The 19,224-nt window shown below is 54.5% G+C and carries 21 protein-coding genes and 2 pseudogenes; 18 read left to right on the top strand and 5 right to left on the bottom strand.

What is annotated here, in order from left to right:
* Positions 1-58: 58 nt before the first annotated feature.
* From A1830_RS13945 to A1830_RS13925, 5 genes and pseudogenes are all read left to right on the top strand, one after another.
* Positions 59-367 (top strand): annotated as a pseudogene (locus A1830_RS13945) (Tn3 family transposase); the annotation flags it as partial.
* Positions 368-401: 34 nt separating this feature from the next.
* Positions 402-872, top strand: a pseudogene (locus A1830_RS13940) (MetQ/NlpA family ABC transporter substrate-binding protein); the annotation flags it as partial.
* A gap of 2 nt (positions 873-874) precedes the next feature.
* A complete protein-coding gene (locus A1830_RS23390; protein WP_067707158.1) occupies positions 875-1,198 on the top strand; it encodes an ATP-binding cassette domain-containing protein in 324 nt (107 codons plus the stop codon).
* Between the two features lie 17 nt (positions 1,199-1,215).
* The gene (locus A1830_RS23380) at positions 1,216-1,641 is read left to right on the top strand and encodes an ATP-binding cassette domain-containing protein (RefSeq protein WP_304439243.1); all 426 of its coding nucleotides are present in this window, start codon (positions 1,216-1,218) and stop codon (positions 1,639-1,641) included.
* The gene (locus A1830_RS13925) at positions 1,628-2,275 is read left to right on the top strand and encodes a methionine ABC transporter permease (RefSeq protein WP_067707151.1); all 648 of its coding nucleotides are present in this window, start codon (positions 1,628-1,630) and stop codon (positions 2,273-2,275) included. Before A1830_RS23380 ends, A1830_RS13925 begins: the two co-directional genes overlap by 14 nt.
* An 11-nt stretch (positions 2,276-2,286) precedes the next feature.
* Here the strand turns inward: A1830_RS13925 and A1830_RS13920 are convergent, their stop codons facing one another.
* Positions 2,287-3,375 (bottom strand): SMP-30/gluconolactonase/LRE family protein, encoded by a 1,089-nt coding sequence (locus tag A1830_RS13920; protein ID WP_197473339.1) that lies wholly within the window; start codon positions 3,373-3,375, stop codon positions 2,287-2,289.
* A 252-nt stretch (positions 3,376-3,627) separates the two neighbouring features.
* On the opposite strand from A1830_RS13920, the gene A1830_RS13915 reads away from it, so the two are divergent.
* From A1830_RS13915 to benD, 12 genes are all read left to right on the top strand, one after another.
* On the top strand, positions 3,628-4,464 hold the full coding sequence (locus tag A1830_RS13915; protein WP_067707147.1) for an IclR family transcriptional regulator domain-containing protein: 837 nt from the start codon (positions 3,628-3,630) through the stop codon (positions 4,462-4,464).
* 284 nt (positions 4,465-4,748) lie between these two features.
* Positions 4,749-5,444, top strand: coding sequence for a 3-oxoacid CoA-transferase subunit A (locus tag A1830_RS13910; RefSeq protein WP_067707144.1), 696 nt, complete (start codon positions 4,749-4,751; stop codon positions 5,442-5,444).
* On the top strand, positions 5,445-6,110 hold the full coding sequence (locus tag A1830_RS13905) for a 3-oxoacid CoA-transferase subunit B (protein WP_067707141.1): 666 nt from the start codon (positions 5,445-5,447) through the stop codon (positions 6,108-6,110).
* A complete protein-coding gene (pcaF, locus tag A1830_RS13900) occupies positions 6,103-7,308 on the top strand; it encodes a 3-oxoadipyl-CoA thiolase (RefSeq protein ID WP_067707137.1) in 1,206 nt (401 codons plus the stop codon). Before A1830_RS13905 ends, pcaF begins: the two co-directional genes overlap by 8 nt.
* A gap of 9 nt (positions 7,309-7,317) precedes the next feature.
* Entirely contained in the window at positions 7,318-8,097 is a 780-nt protein-coding gene (gene pcaD, locus A1830_RS13895) for a 3-oxoadipate enol-lactonase (RefSeq protein ID WP_197473338.1), read from the top strand.
* Positions 8,081-9,196, top strand: a complete 1,116-nt coding sequence (locus A1830_RS13890; protein WP_067707129.1) for a muconate cycloisomerase family protein — start codon at positions 8,081-8,083, stop codon at positions 9,194-9,196. The genes pcaD and A1830_RS13890 overlap by 17 nt, the downstream gene beginning before the upstream one ends.
* A 10-nt stretch (positions 9,197-9,206) precedes the next feature.
* Positions 9,207-9,497 (top strand): muconolactone Delta-isomerase, encoded by a 291-nt coding sequence (gene catC / locus A1830_RS13885; protein ID WP_067707127.1) that lies wholly within the window; start codon positions 9,207-9,209, stop codon positions 9,495-9,497.
* 29 nt (positions 9,498-9,526) lie between these two features.
* Positions 9,527-10,453, top strand: coding sequence for a catechol 1,2-dioxygenase (gene catA, locus A1830_RS13880; protein ID WP_156485008.1), 927 nt, complete (start codon positions 9,527-9,529; stop codon positions 10,451-10,453).
* A gap of 53 nt (positions 10,454-10,506) precedes the next feature.
* Positions 10,507-11,865: a Rieske 2Fe-2S domain-containing protein gene (locus A1830_RS13875; protein ID WP_067707121.1), complete on the top strand. Its 1,359-nt coding sequence runs from the start codon at positions 10,507-10,509 to the stop codon at positions 11,863-11,865.
* Positions 11,862-12,350: a benzoate 1,2-dioxygenase small subunit gene (gene benB / locus A1830_RS13870; protein WP_067707118.1), complete on the top strand. Its 489-nt coding sequence runs from the start codon at positions 11,862-11,864 to the stop codon at positions 12,348-12,350. The genes A1830_RS13875 and benB overlap by 4 nt, the downstream gene beginning before the upstream one ends.
* Before the next feature lie 9 nt (positions 12,351-12,359).
* Positions 12,360-13,382 carry a benzoate 1,2-dioxygenase electron transfer component BenC gene (gene benC / locus A1830_RS13865; protein ID WP_067707115.1) on the top strand — a complete coding sequence of 341 codons (1,023 nt, stop codon included), beginning with the start codon at positions 12,360-12,362 and terminating at the stop codon, positions 13,380-13,382.
* 5 nt (positions 13,383-13,387) lie between these two features.
* Entirely contained in the window at positions 13,388-14,161 is a 774-nt protein-coding gene (benD, locus tag A1830_RS13860; protein ID WP_231877638.1) for a benzoate diol dehydrogenase BenD, read from the top strand.
* 251 nt (positions 14,162-14,412) lie between these two features.
* On the opposite strand, the gene A1830_RS13855 is transcribed toward benD, so the two are convergent.
* The 3 genes from A1830_RS13855 to A1830_RS13845 form a co-directional block, all read right to left on the bottom strand.
* Positions 14,413-15,444: a methionine synthase gene (locus A1830_RS13855; protein WP_067707108.1), complete on the bottom strand. Its 1,032-nt coding sequence runs from the start codon at positions 15,442-15,444 to the stop codon at positions 14,413-14,415.
* 26 nt (positions 15,445-15,470) lie between these two features.
* Entirely contained in the window at positions 15,471-16,451 is a 981-nt protein-coding gene (locus A1830_RS13850; RefSeq protein ID WP_067707105.1) for a DUF1852 domain-containing protein, read from the bottom strand.
* A gap of 473 nt (positions 16,452-16,924) precedes the next feature.
* Positions 16,925-17,650 (bottom strand): DJ-1/PfpI family protein, encoded by a 726-nt coding sequence (locus A1830_RS13845; RefSeq protein WP_067707102.1) that lies wholly within the window; start codon positions 17,648-17,650, stop codon positions 16,925-16,927.
* 236 nt (positions 17,651-17,886) lie between these two features.
* Between A1830_RS13845 and A1830_RS13840 the strand changes: the two genes are divergently transcribed.
* Positions 17,887-18,363 carry a cold-shock protein gene (locus A1830_RS13840; protein ID WP_067707099.1) on the top strand — a complete coding sequence of 159 codons (477 nt, stop codon included), beginning with the start codon at positions 17,887-17,889 and terminating at the stop codon, positions 18,361-18,363.
* Between the two features lie 304 nt (positions 18,364-18,667).
* Here A1830_RS13840 and A1830_RS13835 read toward each other — a convergent pair whose 3' ends face one another.
* On the bottom strand, positions 18,668-19,081 hold the full coding sequence (locus tag A1830_RS13835; RefSeq protein WP_156485007.1) for a hypothetical protein: 414 nt from the start codon (positions 19,079-19,081) through the stop codon (positions 18,668-18,670).
* Positions 19,082-19,224 lie beyond the last annotated feature (143 nt).

The raw sequence follows: 19,224 nt of genomic DNA, 5'->3' as shown, positions 1-19,224 counted from the left end.
TGCTCCGTCAGCAAAAGGTGGCCATAATTTTATCACCTTCAGATTTTTGCAACAGTGCTCAATTTGCTACGGGCAGCGCGGTGAGATCAGAAAACGCTATCGTGAGGGGCAGGAAGATCAACTGGGCGCACTGGGGCTGGTCACTAACGCGGTGGTACTGTGGAACACGCTTTATATGCAGGAAGCACTGAGCTGGATGCGCAGTAATGGAGAAGAAACTAAGGAAGAGAATGTCGCCCGGTTATCCCCACTGATGCACGGGCATATCAATATGCTGGGGCATTATACGTTCACGTTATCGGATGATATTTTAAATGGTGATCTGAGAGCATTAAATTTCAATTTAAACAATGAATTATCTCCTTAACGTACGTTTTCGTTCCTTTGGCTCTCAAACCCCTTCTAAAAAACATACCCGCCTGGATCAGATCCCCCAGGGCGGCACCGTCGCCATTGCCAATGACCCGATCAACGGCGCGCGGGGGCTGCTGCTGCTGCAAAAGGCCGGGCTGATAAAGCTGAAACCCGACACCGGTCTGAAATCGACCGTTGAGGACATCGTGGATAACCCGAAAAAGCTGAAGATTATTGAGGTAGAGGCCGTGCAGCTCTCCCGATCGCTGGAAGAGGTCGACCTGGCGGAGGGGTATCCCCACTATTTGCGCCTGTCCGGGGTGATTGATCCGAATAACGCCCTGCTGTTCGACGGGCTGGAGCATCCTGAGTATGTGATTCAGTTTGTGATCCGCGATGGCCATCAGGACGATCCGCGTTTGAATAAATTTGTCGATATCTATCAGCATTCGCCGGTGGTGCGGGCCAGCCTGGATAAATTCTACGGCAAGCTGTATCAGCCCGGCTGGCGTCAGTAAGCATGGTGACGCTCGCCTGGCCTGAACAGGAAACATCACCCGCCGCCGGAACGCTACCCGAGGCCGCCGCGCTGCACATCGTTATTTCCGGGCTGGCCAAACGCTATCCGGGGCAGCAGAGCGACGCGCTGCACAACGTCGGGTTGCAGATCGAGCGGGGGGCCATTTTTGGCATTATTGGCCGCAGCGGTGCCGGTAAATCGTCCCTGATCCGCAACTGCTGCTGTGCGATGAGGCCACCTCGGCGCTGGATCCGGAAACCACGCGCGCCATCCTCGACCTGCTACGCGATATCAACCGGCAGAAGGGCATTACCATTGTGCTGATCACGCATGAGATGAATGTGATCCATGATCTGTGCCATCAGGTGGCCGTGCTGGAGCGGGGAAGGGTGATTGAATCCGGCCCGGTCTGGCAGGTGTATGGCGACCCACAGCAGGCCACCAGCCGCGTGCTGCTCAGGCCCGATCCTGACGGGCTGCCAGCGCGTCTGACGGACCGGCTGCGCGCCCATCCGCTCTCTGCTCAGTCACGGCCGCTGCTGGCACTCAGCTATACCGGCAGAACGGAGGTGCCGCCGCTGACGACCTTAATCCGCCAGCTGGGCGATGAGGTGCAGCTGCTACAGAGTACGCTGGAATGGGTTCAGGGGCGGCAAATTGGTCAACTGCTGCTGCTGGCGGCTGCCCGTCGGCTGCCCTTTCGCGTGGAGAAGATGCCAGCAGGTCTGGCTGACCGGGTGGAGGTGAGAGGCTATGTTACCGATTGATCGACTCTGGCAGGGGCTGCTGGACACGCTCATGATGGTGGGCTGCTCTTCGCTGGCCGCGCTGCTGCTGGGGCTGCCGCTGGCTGTGGTCCTGGTGATCACCGATGGTGAGAATCTGTTTGCCAGCCCGCTGCTTAACCGCGTACTGGGCTGGCTGGTTAACCTGTTCCGGTCGATCCCCTTTTTGATCCTGATGGTGGCGCTGATCCCTTTTACCCGGCTGATCGTTGGCACCACCTATGGCGTCTGGGCCGCCGTGGTGCCGCTGACGCTGGCGGCCACGCCGTTCTTCGCCCGCATTGCCGAGGTGAGCCTGCGCGAGGTGGATAAGGGGGTGGTGGAGGCCGCCCAGGCAATGGGATTTCATCGGCGGCATATTATCTGGCACGTCCTGCTGCCCGAGGCGCGTCCCGGCATTGTCAGTGGCTTCACCATTACCCTGGTCACCATGATCAACGCCTCGGCGATGGCCGGTGCCATCGGGGCGGGTGGGCTGGGGGATCTGGCCTACCGCTACGGCTATCAGCGCTTCGATACCCAGGTGATGCTTACGGTGATAGTGGTGCTGATCGCGCTGGTAACGCTGCTTCAGCTATTTGGCGACAGGCTGTCCCGCCGCCTGAATCATCGCTAGCGCGTCAGCCTTTAGGGCAGCGGAAATTTATAGATAAACCAGGGCGCGGCGGTTTTGTTGACGCCCTGATTCGAGGAGGGGAGATATTCAAGCTGCGGCGCGGGAATATAGATATTCCGGCTGCGGTCAATAAACAGCGCGTCGGCAGAGATCAGGCGGTCATCCTGAATTAACACCTGGCGTTTGCCGCCGGGCAGCAGCCGCTCGACCGAACGGCTTTCGGTGTTGGAGAGATAAAAGTTACCCTGGCTATCCATCGCGGTGCCGCCGATTGAGGGGATATCCGCGTACTTTTCAATGTGCCCCTGCAAGGTCGCGTCATCCAGCGCATCATCCAGCAGGTAGCGCGTGGCAATGCGGCGCATCGGGCCGGTGGGGGTAGAGAAATAGAGCCATTTGCCATCGGGGCTGACCTCCAGCATATCGCTCTCGACCTCGGGCCGTTTGCCCTTTTCGTCGCTCAGGATGCGGCCGCCAAACCCCTTTTGCGCCAGCTTCGGCGGCTTTTTCAGCTCGGGCAGAGCGGAAAGTTTTCTTTTGGTTACCCCGGTTTTCAGGTTATGGATGATGATGCCGCCCAGGCCCGAATCGGTGACAAATATCAGGTCGCCATACAGCCGCAAATCGTTGGGCGCACCGCCCGGCGGCAGGCTTTGTGCATCAAAGCGTACGATTTTGCTGACGCGCCCGGTGGCGATTTCAAAGGCGACCAGCTTCGCCGCGCCCGGCGCGGGAGTGCCATCCTCAGGTGCCCCCTGATCAACCACCCATACCAGGTCATCATTGAATATATGCACCGCATTAATATTCACCAGCTGGTCCACGCCGCTGTCGCCCGCCCGCCACTGGTTCCAGGCGTTACCGGGGAAGGGCACCGGGCCGTTTAATGTGACCTTCGCCAGCGCAGGGGAGTTTTCATGGCCTTTAAAACGCGGCAGGTTAATAAATATTGTTCCCTGCGAGGAGACCGCCGCGCCGTTGGTCAGCCAGGGGGAGGTAACCGCGACCTCAAGTGGAGAGGCTGACTTCACTGCCGCCAGGCTTTGACGCGCCAGCGCCGCCGCAGCGAGCCCGCTAATAATAAAATTTCTTCTGTTCAACAGCGACTCCTTAATACCGGGATATAAAACAGAGGGGGTAAAGCAAATTAATGCTCAGCCTGAGTGAAGCGCATTGATTTTCTGGGTATTATTAACTAAACCTTTATTAGGTTTAGATGAATTATTACAGAGTGACAAAAAATATTTCACTGGTCACTTTGCGTTATTAATTAATTCAGACCCGTAATAAACAGGAGAAAAGAATGAGCGGCGAAAGCTATACCTTCCGTGCCGTCCAGGAATTATCATGCGATGAAAGATAACCGTCCGGACTATTTCGATGCCGAATTCTCCCGCCTGCCCGAGGTTAGCCTGCTGGCAAATGAAAAATATAAGGGCGACCCTAATTTTATGACCTCGCTGGCCAGGGGACTGGAAGTGCTACAGACATTCAGGCCGGAGCATCCCAGGCAAACGGTGGCGCGCATCAGTGAAATAACTCACCTTCACCGCGCCGTGGTCAGACGCTGCCTCTATACGCTTGCAGCCCTGGGTTTTGTTTATTCAGATGATAACCGGCATTATCAGCTGCTCCCGCGCGTGTTAACCATCGGTCATGCCTATTTACATTCATCAGGGCTGGCGAAGCAGGCGCAGATTGCCCTCGACTACCTTAGTCAGCAGATCAATCACTCCTGTTCCGTCGCCACGCTGGATGGTGACAGCATCCTCTATATCGCCCGCGCGTCCGTTAGCCGGATTATGAAAATTGATCTTGGCCGCGGCAGCCGTTTGCCCGCGTACGCAACGTCAATGGGGTTAGTCTTGCTCAGCGAACTGCCTGACGCCGAGCTTGAGGCGTACCTGAATCGGGTGCAGCTCAGTGCGTTCACGCCCCATACCCTTACCGACAAAGCGTTGCTACGCGAGGAACTGATAAAGATCAAATCCCAGGGCTATGCCATTAACGACCAGCAGCTGGAGATTGGGCTGCGATCAATGGCAGTCCCCATGCATTCGGCCAGGGGAAAGGTTGTGGCTGCAATGAATGTCGGCACGCACGTGTCGCAAACATCCTCCGCCGAGTTGAAAGAGGTGTTTCTGCCGAAACTTCAGCGCGCTGCCATGGAGCTTTCGCTGTTGTTGTAAATGGCCGCTGGCAATGAAGAGGGATCGCTATCTGTTTTCGATCCCCTCTCCTGCCTTAAACCTATTAATTTTATTAAACCATTAATTCCATGATGATTTTATAAAAAATTGCATTTTTATGCGGTTGTAACGACGGAAGTGGCGTTTTTCAACCTGGCTCACAAAAATGATGCGGAATTGTTAATTGTTACGATAATCGCACAACATATCGTTATTCGCACTTGTTACGCTTTTCTCCCTCACCTAAGTTGAACCCAAGCCGATTCAACGAAGTGAGGAAGCAAATGGTCAACAAAGAGATAAGCAGTGCCGATGAGGCCGTCTCTAATGTTCAGGACGACGCCGTCATTATGGTCGGGGGATTCGGCCCGGCCGGGCAGCCTACCGAGCTGATTAATGCACTGATGCGCCGCAGGCCGCGTGGTCTGACGCTGATCAGCAACAATGCCGGTAACGGCGATGATGGATTAGCCGCCCTGATGAAATCGGGCTGCGTACGAAAAATCATCTGTTCATTTCCTCGCCAGAGTGACTCCTGGGTTTTTGACGAACTCTATCGTCAAAAAAAGATTGAACTGGAGCTGGTCCCGCAGGGCAACCTGGTGGCGCGTATCCAGGCCGGCGGGTCAGGGCTGGGGGCGATTTTCACCCCAACTGGCTATGGCACACAGCTGACGGAAGGCAAAGAGACGCGCCTTATTGACGGACGTCACTATGTGCTGGAAACGCCGCTTACCGCACACTTCTCGCTGATTAAAGCGCAGCGTGCCGATCGCTGGGGCAACCTGACGTTTAACAAGGCCGGACGCAATTTCGGCCCGATTATGGCCCCGGCCAGCCGCTGCACTATTGTGGAGGTCAGTGAAATGGCCGGGCTGGGGGAGCTGGATCCTGAAGCGATCGTCACCCCCGGTATTTACGTCTCGCGCGTGGTACACGTGCCCGCCGTTCAAACCCACTTCCTTGCTCAGGGGGCCTGAATGAGACCCCTGACGCATCAGCAGCTCGCCCAGCGCATTGCACAGGATATTCCTGATGGTGCCTACGTAAACCTGGGGATCGGCCAGCCGACGCTGATTGCTGACTATCTTCCGGCAGACAAAGAGATATTCCTGCACAGTGAAAACGGCATTTTGGGAATGGGGCCGACGCCTGAGGCGAATGCCATTGACCCGGAGTTGATCAACGCTGGAAAACAGCCGGTGACGCTGCTGCCGGGCGGCTGCTTTTTTCACCATGGTGATTCCTTCGCCATGATGCGCGGCGGTCATCTGGATATCTGCGTATTAGGCGCTTACCAGGTTTCGCAGCGCGGGGATCTGGCTAACTGGAGCACCGGCTCGCCGGACGCCATTCCTGCGGTGGGAGGTGCGATGGATCTGGCCATCGGGGCGCGAAAGGTCTTTGTGATGACCAGCCATCTGACTAAAAACGGCGAGTGCAAAATCGTTGAAACGTGCAGCTATCCGCTGACCGGCATCGCCTGTATTTCACGGATATATACCGATATGGCGGTGATGGATATTACGGGATCCGGCGTGGTGGTGCGTGAACTCTTTGGTGAGGTCACCGCCGGGTATCTGCAAGACATTACTCCCGTCCCGCTGCAATTTTCACTGCTCAAGCCGGAGGCCGCCCATGTCTGAAGCCTATATCTGCGGCGGGGTAAGAACGCCGTTTGGCCGCCTCAATGGCAGCCTGTCCGGGATCCGGGCTGACGATTTGGCAGCGATCCCGCTGCGTGAACTGCTCCAGCGTCATCCGGCGCTGGATCCTGCGGCAATTGATGATGTTCTGCTGGGCTGCGCCAATCAGGCCGGGGAGGATAACCGCAATGTGGCGCGGATGGCTGCGCTGCTGGCGGGGCTGCCCACCAGCGTACCGGGCGGTACCCTGAACCGGCTGTGCGGTTCCAGCCTTGATGCGGTTGCTACCGCCGCGCGGGCGATCAAGAGCGGCGAAAACGACATGGTTATCGCAGGCGGTGTGGAGAGCATGACGCGGGCACCCTGGGTAATGGGTAAGGCGGAATCGGCGTTTAGCCGGGCGATGCGCATTGAGGATACCACCATGGGCTGGCGCTTAATCAATCCACAGATGCAGGCGCAGTATGGGACTGATTCGATGCCGCAAACCGCTGAGAACCTGGCAGAGAAATTCGCCATCAGCCGGGGCGATCAGGACGCCTTTGCCCTGCGTAGCCAGCAGCGCACCGCCGCGGCATGGGAGGCAGGGTTCTACGCGCCGCAGATCGCCCCTGTCACGCTGCCGGTGAAAAAAAACCAGCAGCCAGAACGGTTTTCCCGGGATGAACATCCGCGCGCCACCACCGCTGAAGCGCTGGCGCGCCTTAAGCCTGTCGTACACGCGGCAGGCACGATTACGGCGGGCAACGCCTCCGGCCTGAATGATGGCGCCTGTGCCCTGCTGATCGCCAGCGAACGGGCACTCACTGCCCATCAACTCCAGCCAATGGCGCGGGTTATCGCCAGCGCGGTGAGCGGCGTGGAACCCGGGCTAATGGGCTTTGGCCCGGTGGGCGCGGTTAACCGTGTACTGGCGTTAACCGGGCTGACGCTGCAAAACATGGATGTGATTGAGCTAAACGAAGCCTTTGCTGCACAGGTGCTGAGCGTTACGCGCGCGCTGGGGCTGCCTGACGATGCAGAGTGGCTCAATCCTAACGGTGGGGCGATTGCCCTAGGGCATCCGCTGGGGGCCTCGGGGGGGCGTCTGGTACTTAACGCCTGCCATCAGCTCAGCAAAACCGGCGGTAAGCTGGCGCTCTGCACGATGTGCATCGGCGTAGGGCAGGGCATCGCCCTCGTCCTCGAACGGGTTTGAGGTGTGACAATGGAAACCGAATATCGACTCGATGGCCCGGTCAATGCGCCGGTGCTGGTGCTGTCCAATTCACTCGGCACCTTGTGGACCTTATGGGATGCACAGTTATCCAGCTTTATTAAGCACTTTCGGGTGCTGCGCTACCACACCCGTGGCCATGGCAGTAGTACGTTGCCCGCCGACCCGCTGAGTATTGACCGGCTTGGTCAGGACGTCATCGATCTGCTTGATCGCCTCAGGATTGAACGTGCCTGCTTCTGCGGCATTTCGCTCGGCGGCCTGACGGGGATGTGGCTGAATCTGCACCATCCTGACCGCTTCGATCGCTTTGTTCTGGCAAATACGGCAGCCCGCATCGGTAGCCAGGCGGCGTGGCAGACGCGCGCCGCACAGGTACGACGCGAAGGGCTGGGAACGGTGGTCGCCGCCACGGATAAACGCTGGTTCACCGAAGACTATATTCAGCGCAGGCCCGGTATCGTAGAAAACCTGCTGGAGAGCCTGGCAGAGATCTCCCCGGCGGGATATGCCGCCTGCTGTGAAGCGCTGGCGCTGGCGGACTTACGCTCAGGCCTGGTGGATATGCCTCGCCCGATGCTGATGATCGCCGGACGGGAAGACCCGGTTACTCCGGTAGCAGACGCTCAGCGGGTAGTTGATGCCGCACCCCAGGCACGGCTCTGCGTGCTGGCCGCCTCGCATCTTTCTAACATTGCCTGTGCGCCAGCGTTCACCCGGCAAACGCTTAAATTTCTGCTCAAAGGAGAGGGTTATGGCATTAACGATTGAAAGCATCAGCAGCTGGCTGGTCGATATTCCCACTATCCGGCCACATAAGCTCTCGATGGTCACCATGGGCTGCCAGACGCTGGTCATTGTCAAAATAAACTGTGCGGGGGGCATCACCGGCTGGGGAGAGGCGACCACCATCGGCGGGCTGAGCTATGGCCCGGAAAGCCCGGAGTCAATAAAAATCGCCCTTGACCGCTATCTTGCCCCCCTGCTCATTGGCATACCGCTGACGGGCGTCGAACCGCTGGCGGCACGGATGAATGCGGGCGTGCGCGGCAATACATTCGCTAAGTCCGCGCTGGAAACCGCGTTCCTTGATGCCACCGGTAAAGCCTGCGGCGTCCCGGTCAGTACGCTGCTGGGCGGTGCCAGGCAGCATCGTCTGCCGGTGCTCTGGACGCTGGCCAGCGGCGAGACGGATAAAGATATTGATGAAGGGCGTCGCCTGATAGCGGAGGGGCGCCACCAGCGTTTTAAGCTGAAAATAGGTGCCAGGTCACTAAAGGAAGACCTGAAACATGCGCTTAGCATTAAGGCCGCGCTGGGCGAGGAGGTGGCGGTACATGTCGACGTCAACCAGGCATGGGATATGTCCACCGCGCTGCGCGCCATTCCCGCGCTGCTTGCGGGCGGTATCAATATGATTGAGCAACCGATTGACTGCCACGATCGTCGCAACCTGGTCGACCTCAGCCAGCGCTTTAACGCTACCCTGCTGGCGGACGAAGCGGTGACGGACGGGCAGTCCGGTTTTGCGCTGGCCCGCGCCGGTTTTGTTGGCGCTTACGCGTTGAAAATTGCCAAGGCGGGCGGCCCGGCACAGGCGTTAAAGCTGGCGCATATCGCCAGCGCGGCGGGCATTGGTCTGTATGGCGGCACCATGCTGGAAGGCGCTATCGGCACCGTCGCCTCGCTTCATGCCTGGTCGACGCTGGATCTGACCGAGGGCACCGAAATGTTTGGTCCGCTGCTGCTTAAGGATGACATTCTCACCCATTCGCTGGACTTCAGTCAGGGCAGCGTTTCTCTGCCCTCCGGTCCGGGCTTAGGCGTCGACGTCGACGAAGATAAACTCTCCCATTACGCACGAAAGTAGCGAGGACACCATGTTATTTAAAGTTGCGATGATCGTTGAAATTCCTGCTACTCTCGCACCAGAAGAGGCGCAGCAGTTAAAAGCGAAAGAGAAAGCGTATTCACAACAGTTACAGCACGAAGGTAAATGGCGTCATATCTGGCGTATTGCCGGGAAATATGAAAATGTCAGCATTTTTGACGTCAAGGATAATACAGAGCTGCATGACATATTAATGGGGCTGCCGCTGTATCCTTTTATGAAAATCAGCATTGAACCTTTATGCCGGCATCCCTCTTCTATACATGAAGATGATAAATAATACGCGCATTTTGCAGTAAGGAGATGAATATGTCAGAGAATATTATTCATACGGAAGCGTTCAAAGCCTTTATTGCTGTTAGCTGTGGCATAAATGCTGACGGAGGCGACGCCCGATTTAAAGCCATTATGAATCGTATGATGTCCGATCTTTGCGGCCTGATTGAAGAGTTCGCTATCAGCGACGAAGAGTTCTGGCGCGCGGTCAACTACCTTAACGTCCTGGGCGAACGTAAGGAGGTCGCGCTGCTGGCTGCCGGTTTGGGGCTGGAGCACTTCCTGGATATGCGCGCCGATGCGACAGAAGCCGCCGCCGGCCATACTGGCGGTACACCGCGTACTATTGAAGGGCCTTTATACGTGGCAAATGCGCCACTGAGTCAGCGTCATGCCCGTATGGATGATGGAAAGGATCCGGGTGAACCCATGTGGCTCTGTGGTCAGGTAACCGACCAGCACGGCAGGCCGCTGGCCGGAGCGATTGTTGATATCTGGCATGCGAATACCCACGGCTGCTACTCCTTTTTTGATCCCTCGCAACCTCCCTATAACCTGCGCCGCCGCATCGAAACCGCAGAGGATGGCAGATATGCGGTGCGCAGCATTCTACCCTCCGGCTATGGCTGCCCACTGGACGGACCCACTCAGGCGCTGTTAAACCATCTGGGGCGTCATGGCAATCGCCCGGCCCACATTCACTTTTTTGTTTCCGCCCCCGGTCACAGGCATCTCACCACGCAGATTAACCTGAATGGCGATGAGTGGTTATGGGATGATTTCGCCTTTGCGACACGCGAAGAATTAATCGCCGATCCGGTGAACGTGACCGATCGGCATATTGCGCGCGAACGCGATATGCCCGTTCCCCATACGGAAATAAGATTTGATTTCAAACTGCTGCCTGCCGAAAGTGAACGTGAAATAGAAAAAGTTAAACGCGCGCGCATGTTGGAATAAACCCGGCTGCGCCCGCCAGTGTCGTGATATCAATTAATTTAGAGGAAATAACAATGAGCGAAGCTCTCTCGCTGCGTACGCGTACGCTTATGGAAAAAATAAATAACGCGCTAATTATTGATAAGGATGAAGGGCAATATAAATGCCATCGCAGCATCTTTACCGACCCGGAATTATTTGAACTGGAAATGAAACATATATTTGAGGGCGGCTGGGTCTTTCTGGCGCATGAAAGTCAGCTGGCGAAACCGGGTGATTATTACACCCTGACCATCGGTCGTCAGCCCGTGATGCTCACCCGCGATAAAAATGGCCATCTGCAGGCGCTGATCAACAGCTGTTCACATCGCGGTGCAATGCTTGCCACGCGTAAAACGGGTAATAAAAGCGCTTTCACCTGTCCCTTCCACGGCTGGACGTTCAGTAACGATGGTCGGTTGCTAAAGGCAAAAGATGAAAAGAGTGGAGGCTATCCTCCCTGTTTCAAACAGGACGGCGCCCACGATCTTAAATCTCTGCCGCGTTTTGCCAGCTACAAGGGGTTTTTATTCGGCAGCCTCAATGCGGCGGTGCCGGAGCTGGAAGCGTGGCTGGGGGAGACGCGTAACGTTATCGACCTGATAGTCGATCCGGCAGAGCAGGGGCTTGAGGTGTTAGCCGGTACCTCAAGCTACACCTACGAGGGTAACTGGAAACTACAGATGGAAAACGGCGCGGACGGTTACCACGTCAGCGTTGTGCACTGGAATTACGCCTCTACCATGTCACGCCGCAATTACGAAGCCAACGCGACCCACACGGTTGATGCCAATGGCTGGTCAAAAAGCCCTGGCGGGGTCTATGGCTTTGAAAATGGCCATATGTTGCTTTGGACGCGGGTTATGAACCCCGAGGTTCGGCCAGTCTTCAAACAAAAGGCGCGCCTGGCTGCCACCTTCGGTGAGGCACGAATGGATCTGATGGTCAATGAAACGCGCAACCTCTGCCTCTATCCCAATCTCTATCTGATGGACCAGTTCTCTACCCAGCTGCGGGTGGTCAGGCCGATAGCGGTGGATAAAACCGAGGTGACCATATTCTGCTTTGCGCCTAAGGGGGAAGAGGCGGCGGATCGGGCGCTGCGGATCCGCCAGTACGAGGACTTTTTCAACGTTAGCGGTATGGGTACGCCAGACGATCTGGAGGAGTTTCGTGCCTGCCAGAGCGGCTACAACGCGGCGAATCTTCCCTGGAGCGATATGAGCCGTGGGGCGGTGCGCTGGCAGGAAGAAGCGGATGACAATGCCCGTCAGATGGGGATAAGTCCGCTGCTGACGGGCACTCGCGCGGAAGATGAGGCTCTGTATATCACCCACCATCATCACTGGCAGAACAGATTACTGAAAGCGATTAGCGGGGAGGAGGCAGAATGAGCCAGCTACAGCATCAGATTGAACAGTTTCTCTATCGCGAATCGCGGCTGCTGGACGACCGGCGCTGGGACGAGTGGATCGACTGCTACCACCCGCTGGTGGAATACTGGATGCCTGCCTGGGGGGATGATGACTACCTCACCCGCGACCCGCAGCAGGAAATTTCGCTGATCTACTACGCCACCCGCGACGGCCTGGAGGATCGGGTTTATCGCATCAAAACCGAGCGCTCTGCGGCCAGCACCCCCGAGCCGCGCACCACGCACGCCATCAACAACGTCGAAATCCTCTCCAGCGACGGTGACCAGCATCAGGTGCGCTACAGCTGGTCTACCTGGAGCCACCGTTATAAACAGTCGGAGGTCTTTTTCGGTCACTGTCTCTGTACCCTGGTGCTGGAGGATAACCAGCTGCTGATTAAGCGCAAAAAAATCCAGCTTAACAATGACTATATCAACCATGTGATTGATATCTACCATTTATAGGGGGACGGGATGTTTACCATTGCACTTAATTTTGAGGATGGCGTTAGCCGGTTTATTCAATGTAATGAAAACGAGAAAGTGCTGGATGCCGCCTACCGGCAGAAAATCAATCTGCCAATGGACTGCTCCGATGGCGTGTGCGGCACCTGTAAGTGCCGCTGTGAGACGGGAGAATTCGATCTTGGAGATGAATATCTTGAGGAAGCGCTATCGGACCAGGAGCGCGATGGCGGCCTGGTGCTGACCTGTCAGATGGTGCCCTCATCGGACTGTACGATCGCCGTCCCCATGACGTCGTCGATGTGCAAAACTGGCGTCGACACCTTCCGTACCGACGTCATTGCCGTAGAAAATCTCTCTCCCTCCACTATCGAGCTGCACCTGCATCTGTCCGATCGGCAGGGGGTTGCCTTTCTCAGCGGGCAGTATGTCAATATCCAGCTGCCCGGCACGGAGATCACCCGTGCTTACTCCTTCAGCTCGACGCCCGGCGCGGATCGGCTCTCGTTTTTAATCCGTAACGTACCTAATGGACTGATGAGCAGCTGGTTGAGTAAAAGAGCCAGGCCGGGAGACGCGCTGACGCTGACCGGGCCGCAGGGCAGCTTTTATCTGCGCGCGGTGACCCGTCCGGTGCTGATGCTGGCGGGCGGAACCGGGCTTGCGCCATTCCTGTCGATGCTGCGAACCCTTGCGCGCGGCGAACTCAGCTTCCCCGTCCATCTGGTGTGGGGCGTAAATCGCGACAGCGATCGGGTTAAACTGGAGGAACTGGCGTCTCTGGCACAGCAGATACCGCTGTTTAGTTACCGCATTTGCGTGGCCGATAGCGCATCAACGGAGCAAAGAAAAGGCTATGTCACCCAGCATATTGACGACGGCATGCTGAATGACGGTGATGTCGACGTTTACCTCTGCGGGCCGCCGCCGATGGTAGAGGCGGTAATGGGCTATCTCCAGGCCAGAGCCCTGGTCCCGCAAAACTTTTACTATGAGAAATTTACGCCACAGGCGGCAGGAGAGGCGTCATGATGCGGCTGCGATTTAGCGGTAAAGTGATGGTTGTTACCGGTGCAGGGCAGGGCATTGGTAAAGCGGTTGCCCTGGCGGCGGCGGCCGAAGGGGCAGACGTGGCATTAATCGACCGTGCTGAGCACGTGGAGGATGTTTGTCAGCAGATCCGCCGGCTGGGGCGCAGCGCTATTGCCATTCGCGCCGACTTAGAAGTCTGGCAGGAGGCCGAAGCGGCATTACGTCAGGCCCATACTTACTTTGGTCAGCTGGATATTCTGGTCAATAACGTGGGGGGCACTATCTGGGCGCGCCCGTTTGCCGACTACGCGCCGCAGCAAATTGAAGCAGAGGTCCGACGATCGCTGTTTCCCACGCTGTGGTGCTGCCGCGCGGTGCTGCCTTTCATGCTGGAACAGCAGCGGGGCGTCATTGTCAACGTCTCGTCGGTGGCTACGCGCGGGGTGAACCGCGTGCCGTACTCGGCCAGCAAGGGGGGTGTCAACGCCCTGACGCAGTCACTGGCGATGGAATATGCCGCAGCCGGAATTCGGGTTAACGCTACCGCGCCCGGTGGAACCGATGCACCGCCGCGTCTGACGCCGCGTAATAGCGAAGTCCCAACGGTTCAGGAGCAGGCCTGGTACGATCGGGTGGTCAGTCAGACCCGCGATGCCAGCCTGATGCATCGCTACGGCAGCGTTGATGAACAGGCCGCTGCCATCCTGTTCCTCGCCAGCGAAGAGGCCAGCTATATCACGGGTACTATACTACCCGTGGCGGGGGGGGATTTAGGATGATGGGCAGCCTCGTGACGCCGGCATAGCGCAAAAACACCCCGCCATTCAGTGCGGGCGTACAGGCTGGTTAACAGTAAAGTGAAGCACGGCCGGATCTGACTCAATCCGGCCTGCATTCAATTAACCTGACCTAAATAGGGCNCCCCGCCATTCAGTGCGGGCGTACAGGCTGGTTAACAGTAAAGTGAAGCACGGCCGGATCTGACTCAATCCGGCCTGCATTCAATTAACCTGACCTAAATAGGGCAAGGTTATTTAGCCAGCAGTTCTCTGCGAACGATTTCTGCCCCTGCGCTTAACGCATTGAGCTTGCCTTTCGCAACCTGACGGGAGAGCGGGATCATGCCACAGTTAGTTGACGGATAGAGCTTGTCGGCATCGACAAACTGAAGCGCCTTGCGCAGGGTATTGGCGACCTCCTCGGGGGTTTCAATGGTATTGGTTGCCACGTCAATGGCCCCAACCATCACTTTTTTACCCCGGATCAGTTCAATCAGCTCCATTGGAACATGCGAGTTTTGACATTCCAGGGAGATGATATCGATATCAGAGGCCTGCAGCTTAGGGAAAATCTCTTCATATTGCCGCCACTCTGAACCCAGCGTCTTTTTCCAGTCCGTATTGGCTTTGATGCCGTAGCCATAGCAAATATGTACGGCGGTTTCACACTTAAGCCCTTCGATGGCTCTCTCTAAAGCGGCAATTCCCCAGTCATTCACCTCATCGAAAAATACGTTAAAGGCAGGTTCATCAAACTGGATAATATCAACGCCGGCCGCCTCAAGTTCTTTGGCTTCCTGATTGAGAATTTTAGCGAATTCCCAGGCGAGTTTTTCGCGACTTTTATAATGGCTGTCATACAGCGTATCAATCATCGTCATGGGACCGGGCAGGGCCCACTTAATGGGTTTATCGGTTTGCTGACGTAAAAAACGGGCATCTTCCACGAAAACGGGCTTTTGGCGACTCACCGGCCCCACAACCGTTGGGACACTCGCATCATAGCGATTACGGATTTTCACGATCTCACGCTTCTCGAAATCCACGCCGCTGAGGTGCTCAATAAAGGTGGTGACAAAATGTTGGCGCGTTTGCTCGCCATCACTGACAATATCGATACCGGCCTGCTGCTGATCTTCCAGACACAAACGCAGAGCATCCTGTTTGCCATCAATCAGTTCCTGACCCTGCAATTTCCAGGGTGACCACAGGGTCTCTGGCTGTGCAAGCCAGGAGGGTTTAGGTAAACTGCCCGCGGTCGACGTAGGTAACAATATTTTCATAACAGATGCCTTGTATTTTTAGTTAATCAAAGAACGTAATTAGCAGACCACTGCTCAAGAATAGTTCGATAAGGTTTAATGAAGTGCTCTTCAGTAAACTTACCCTGCTCAATAGCTAACCGGCTACGCTCTTCTCGATCATAAACAATTTTGGTTAATGCATAATCCTGCTGATCCAAATTCGGCTGATACGCTTTTCCTGCAACAGCATGCGCATTGTAAATCTCAGGTCGGTAAATCTTTTGGAACGTCTCCATCGTACTGATGGTGCTGATAAGCTCAAGATCGGTATAATCGCCCGTCAAATCACCCGCAAAATAGAAGGCTAAAGGTGCAACGCTGTTTGCTGGCATAAAATAGCGTGCCTGTAACCCCATTTTATTGAAGTAGTGATCGGTCATGGAGGGTTCATTTTGCTGGTATTCAACACCCAGGACAGGATGCTGATAATCCGTACGGTGATAGACATTTTTGCTGGAAACGCTTAGGCATATCACCGGCGCTTTAGTAAAGTTTTCTTTGTAAGTTGCTGAGTTAACAAAGCATTTGAATAGCTTTCCGTGCAAATCCCCAAAATTATCCGGCGTGCTGAAGGTGGATTTATTCCTGTTGTGCTCTAACAGTACGACGCTAAAGTCATAATCCCGCACGTAAGAGGAAAAATTATTGCCGACAATACCTTCAATGCGTTCATTGGTCTTTTTATCGACGATATTCGTCTTCAGTATTTCAATCACCGGGAAGGTATTACCCTTGCCCTCAACATCCATCTCAACGGAAACGATTTCAAGCTCAACCGAATAACGATCCCCTTTCGGGTTATCCCAATGCGCCAGCGTGTTGAAGCGATTGTCAATCATCGCCAGAGCATTGCGCAGGTTCTCCTGACGTTTTTCGCCCCTGGCTAAATTAGCAAAGTTGGTCGTGATGCGCGTACTTTCTGATGGGTTATAGTTTTCATCAAAATTAATGCTTTTTACAGCAAAGGTGAAATCGTTATTCGTCATAATCTGTGATCCTAATGTCTGATATAAGAACCTGAATTTTTATTATTTCTTCGCTATTTCCCAGCTTCCTTTTCCGGTTTTCTCATTCAGTGGTCTTTATATTGTTAATAATCAATAATGCATATTTTATGCCATCAACACTGGACGAGGGGAAGTGATTTAATTTCACTGCAACATGAGTCATCTTCATGATCTGCCTCGCGCGCAGTACGCCTTTTGCTGCATAAATTTTCTTTTTTCGAGATTATTGATTTAAATCAACATGTTATGTGTTGACGCTCAGGGCGGGCTATTTTATGCAACGCCCGCTTTAAGCTCATTGCTGCCTTCGGGTATAGCCGAAAATGGCCTAGCTCAGGCAGCCGACAGGATAGCTAAGCGGTAGTAACAGGATCGGTCGCTCTGAGGTGATGTCAGGCCGATAGAAAATGAAAGGGAGCGAATACGCTTAAAGTGACTGTTGTCGCTTATGATCAGCCCTGGCCTGACAGTGCGCTATCGCGACATTTTAAGAGGGTTGACGCTGCTTTTACCGTCGCCTGTCGCCTTTTTTCAATAAATGCCGCCGTCTGTTCTTTTGCTTTTTGCAGCTGGGCCGGAGATGCCGTCCGGGGGGAGCCACAGGAAAAAGGTGGCGCGGGGTCGTACTCCATGTGTAATTGAATATTCTGAGCAATCTCACTGCCATACAGCTCTGCCACAACGGTAAGCGCAAAATCAATGCCGGATGTTACGCCCGCGCCAGTAATACGATTGCGATCCCGGACGACACGCTCGTTTACGGGTTCTGCCCCCAACAGAGAGAGTTGATCCAGCGAAGCCCAATGCGTCGTTGCCCGATATCCTTTCAGAAGCCCGGCGGCGGCAAGTATCAACGAGCCCGTGCATACGGAAGTCACGAGTCTGGCCTGGTGACTCTGGGCACGTATAAACGAAAGCACATTCTCATCCGCCATCAGGTCTATCTGTCCGGGTCCTCCGGGAATGCAGATGACATCAAGTTTCGGGCATGTGCTGAAAGTGGTAGTCGGCAGAATTGCCATTCCCCGGTCCGATACGACAGGATCCCGCGTTTTCCAAATGAGATGGACGTTGGTGTCAGGGGCTCTGACAAACACTTCATACGGACCGGTGAGATCAAGCTGTGTCAGTGCCGGAAACAGTAGCAGCCCGATTGATATGCAAGCGGAATCACTCATGACAGACCCTTTTTGATTTATAGGTGTAAAATGACTTTTTCTCACCCAGAGCAAATTTGCGCGCTGCGGCAGGGTGATTCTCAGGCATCTAAAAGGATAGGTTATCTGGCTGCCCCTCGCATAGCAGAGATTTATCGTCCAGACTTAAACCAAAACGTAGTCTACGCAGCCGTTGTGCTTTACACTGCGCGCTGTAAAAACTGAGTAGATTAACGATAAAGTAGGCGGTAAAGGCGATGAACGGAACGATCACAACCTGGTTTAAAGAAAAAGGTTTTGGATTTATCAAAGATGAGAACGGTGATAACCGTTATTTTCATGTGATCAAGGTCGCCAACCCCGAGCTGATTGACAAAAATGCGTCGGTGACTTTCGAACCTGGCACCAATAGCAAAGGCTTGTCAGCCTACGCAGTCAAGGTGCTACCGGAAAGCAACTATATTTATATCGCAGGCGAGCGTCTCAAGCTCACGGCGATCAAGTCCTGGCTGGTTTACAGTGAAGAAGTCCCTGTCGATGCCCGCATTGACAAAGAAAATGCAGTGCTCTCTGTGGGCCTGTTGATGAACAGCATCAGGCCGAAGTCCTCCACTGAGCCGGGTGAAATGCGCTCGCTGAAAAAACTGGCGATCACCACCTTCCAGGGTACGACATTAATCTTCTCAGAAGATGAGATTGACGTGGATGCCACGGTGAAGATGCTTAAAGTCTGAGTGCGGGCAGCCCATAAGGCTGCCTGATTATTGCTGCGAATGCAGGCAACCACAGCGTTGCCTGGAGTTTTCCGGTTAGCGCAGGCGTCTACAGTACTGCCTCGTTTCTTCCTGCGCTCGCAGTCGCACGGCAATCTATTATGCTTACTGATAATCACCCGCCAGTGGAGAATGTCATGTATACGCTTTATGGCTCGGACCATTCCGGATCGGCCGCAATAGAAATGGCGCTTATCCGCTGTGGCGTGGAATATTGCATATGTACTAAACAAAAAGGCATTCTTAGGGCCTGTTTTAAAACTGATTAATTTAATTTAAACATTACCCAAGGGCCTTTTATGTTCTTTAGTTCAATATTACTGATTAAACAATGATTAGGATTTTTAGGCTGCGGGTCTGTGGAAACTGTAGCATTTTTACCTATCAGCGATGAAGCATTTGTACCGCCTGCCTTATGCAATTGTGCATGCTCACCTCTATCTGTCTTAATCAAGTCCTTGACTTTTTCTATTTCAACTGAAGAATTTCCTTTAGAACATAAAGCTGATACGTTTTGTAACTTATTAGGATAGCCATCCTGATTAGCGTAATTTTCATCCATATTGGCCGCGCCGTAGCGGACAACCAATGCACCTTTTGGGACATCATTAACTTTCGCAAAAGTAGATGCGGAAACCAGCATACCAATGGCGATAACGAGCATGGTTCTTTGTTTCATATTAACCTCTAGAATTCATTGATTTTAATGTTAATGTTCAGTTTCCCCGCATATATCACTTTTTATAGAAAAGGTGAGATAAGCTACAGAAAAGAGCTCGCTCACAAAATAGTGAGGGAAACGTTAAAAAAAACCTTATAAAG

The organism is Erwinia sp. ErVv1, from assembly GCF_900068895.1.
Lineage (GTDB): Bacteria > Pseudomonadota > Gammaproteobacteria > Enterobacterales > Enterobacteriaceae > Erwinia.
The sequence above is the reverse complement of the archived record's forward strand: the minus strand, read 5'-3'. Positions and strand labels throughout refer to the sequence as shown.